This window comes from Desulfobulbaceae bacterium, assembly GCA_015231515.1.
GTDB lineage: Bacteria > Desulfobacterota > Desulfobulbia > Desulfobulbales > VMSU01 > JADGBM01.
Window position 1 is genome coordinate 1 of sequence record JADGBM010000209.1, and the last position, 2,633, is coordinate 2,633.

The 2,633-nt window shown below is 44.2% G+C and carries 4 protein-coding genes; all 4 read left to right on the plus strand.

Translation table 11 applies throughout. From position 1 onward, the window contains the following. On the plus strand, positions 1-421 hold a 421-nt coding region (locus tag HQK80_16350), incomplete at its 5' end, for a division/cell wall cluster transcriptional repressor MraZ (protein ID MBF0223761.1). Positions 422-449: 28 nt separating this feature from the next. Next, positions 450-1,331, plus strand: a complete 882-nt coding sequence (gene rsmH, locus HQK80_16355) for a 16S rRNA (cytosine(1402)-N(4))-methyltransferase RsmH (GenBank protein ID MBF0223762.1) — start codon at positions 450-452, stop codon at positions 1,329-1,331. Next, the gene (locus HQK80_16360; GenBank protein ID MBF0223763.1) at positions 1,328-1,663 is read left to right on the plus strand and encodes a hypothetical protein; all 336 of its coding nucleotides are present in this window, start codon (positions 1,328-1,330) and stop codon (positions 1,661-1,663) included. Before rsmH ends, HQK80_16360 begins: the two co-directional genes overlap by 4 nt. A gap of 31 nt (positions 1,664-1,694) precedes the next feature. Next, positions 1,695-2,633, plus strand: a 939-nt coding sequence (locus HQK80_16365) for a hypothetical protein (protein MBF0223764.1), incomplete at its 3' end; no start/stop codon positions are given.

Consider the following 2,633-nt stretch of genomic DNA (forward strand, 5'->3'; position numbering starts at 1 on the left):
TTCGCTCGATGGCAAGGGGCGGCTTAGTATTCCCGCCAGGTTCAGGGATGTTTTGCGCAAGCAGTACGATGATCGCCTCATGGTAACTCCATGGATGAAATGCTTGAAGGCGTACCCGCTACCACAATGGGAAAAGATGGAAATGACCCTTCTGGCAAGTCTTCGGGAGCAACCGGACATGAAAAAAATGATCCGTTACATGATCGGTGGGGTTGTCGAGTGTAGTCTTGATAAACAGGGCAGGATTCTTCTGCCGCCAAAGCTCAGAGAGGAGTGCGGTGTTGAGAAGGATGTCGTCGTAAGCGGTGTTATGACCTATTTTGAAATACTCGATAAGAAAAGTTGGGAGGTCGACAGTAAGCCGACACCTGAAGATTTTAATAAGTTTGAAGTGAGCCTGCTAAGTACTGGCCTGCTATAAAAATGGTTACAAAAAATGAAAGGTAAATATGCATCAATCTGTACTTCTCAATGAGGCTATGAATTTGCTTGATCCCGAAGATGGCGGGGTTTACGTCGATGGTAACCTCGGAATGGGCGGTCATACCGAGAAAATTCTGGATTTAAGTTCCCCCGGTGGGCGAGTGATTGGTTTTGATTGGGACAGAGAGGCAATGGAATTTGCCAGACAACGGTTAGCCAAATTTAAAGATCGAATTGTTTTTGTTTCGGACAATTTCACCACAATACCAGCAAAGCTGGTGGAGTTAGGATTTGATAGCGTTGACGGTATTCTGCTTGATTTAGGCTTATCATCATACCAGTTAGATAAGAGCTCAAGAGGATTTAGTTTTCAAGGAAGTCAGGCACTTGACATGCGCATGGATGCAGAGCGCGGGAGCACTGCGGCAGACCTGATTAATAAAGCCTCGGCCGATGAGCTGGCTGACATTTTCTTTTATTTTGGTGAAGAGCGTCAGGCCAGGCGGATTACGGAATTTATTGTAGAGCGTCGCCGGGAAACAAAAATTGAAACAACCGATCAGTTGGTCGCCATAGTTGAAGCAGCTATTCCCCGCAAGTACTGGCCCCAAAAAATACATGTTGCAACCAAGGTGTTCCAGGCCCTCAGGATTGCTGTTAATGCAGAGCTAGACAACCTTGAATCAATTTTAAAAAGTGCACCGGAAATGTTGAAAAATGAAGCAAAATTATGCGTTATTTCATTCCACTCTCTTGAAGACAGAATGGTGAAGCGAGCCTTCCAGGCCAGCAGTTCTTTAAGAGTCGTTACTAAGAAACCAGTGACTCCTTCAACACAAGAACTGGTTAACAATCCGCGTGCACGGAGCGCTAAACTCCGGGCCGCATGTAAAGTGGGGACAGCATGATTCAGGATTTTTCAAGCATATTTGAGGGTAAACAGACGATAGATGTTAGAACGGTTTCTTTTCGTCGGAATACAACTTTTCGGAAGGTCGCTGGCGCAGTTTTGACTACAGTTCTGGTAATTGGGGTGATTTCTTGTCTGGTTTTTGGATTGCTTATTAAATCAGGCTTAAAAGAACTTGCCTTAAAACAGACCGTAAAACTGGAATTAATAATCGATCAACAGAGACTATATGCGCAGCGCAATATGCTTTTAGAGAAGGATAAAATTGTTCTGGCAGCCGCTGGGATGGGTCTTCACTCACCTAAGGGGAAACAGGTAAGACAGTTATGATTGTTCACCGGCCATGCAAACGAGCAGGCCAATGAAATACGGCAAGTATAAAAGTAAAAGCAAAAAGAAGCCGCGGGTTGGCATTGTCGTATGTTTAGTCCTGGTTGGTTTGTTGGTTTATCTCTATAAGGGCGGTTTTTTTGAAGGTGAACAAGATAGGGCGGGAGGGGAAGGCAACAGTATCAGTATAGATGAACCTGCTACAAAGGTAGTTCCGGGCGGCAAAAATAATGGCCAGGCTGAAGAGCTTCTTAACGCCAGAAAATCCATACACGACAGGAATATGGAGGTTTTGGCCCAAAGTATTGAGGTTACGTCAATTTATATAAGACCCCTTGAGCTTCGAGATAGACATGTGACAATTGTTACACTTGCTGATCTATTGGATTTGGAAGTTGAAGAATTGATGAGTGATTTGCGCACTGAGCGAAGCTTTATCTGGCTCAAGCATAATGTCAGCAGAGAAAAAGCACAAAGTGTCCGGTCTCTCAATTTGGAAGGGGTTTATTTGGTCAATGAAGGTCGGCGCTATTATCCCTTTAAGGGCCATGCCTCTCATGTTCTAGGGTATGCAGAAAAGGAAAATGGATTAGCCGGCGTAGAGTTTATCTATGACAGTATTCTCCGCGGAGAAACTATCTCAAGCTCTCTGCAATTTGAAACAATTCCAGAAAACGAAAAAGACAGCCTCTCAATCTCCTCGCTTATACTGTCAATTGATATCGACGTACAAATTCTACTTGAAGCAAAACTTGAGCTGCTTCTAAAAAAAGTTGATGGTGAAGCTGGATCAGCCATTTTAATGGATGCCAAAAGCGGCCAGATTTACGCGATGGCCAATCTGCCGGCATTTGATCCGAACCAATTCTGGAAGGCAGATAACTATGCCCGAAAAAACAGAGCTGTAGAGACTAGTTATAAGCTCGGGGGGCTCAGTGATTTTTTTGAAATTGGGGCCGAAATATATAGT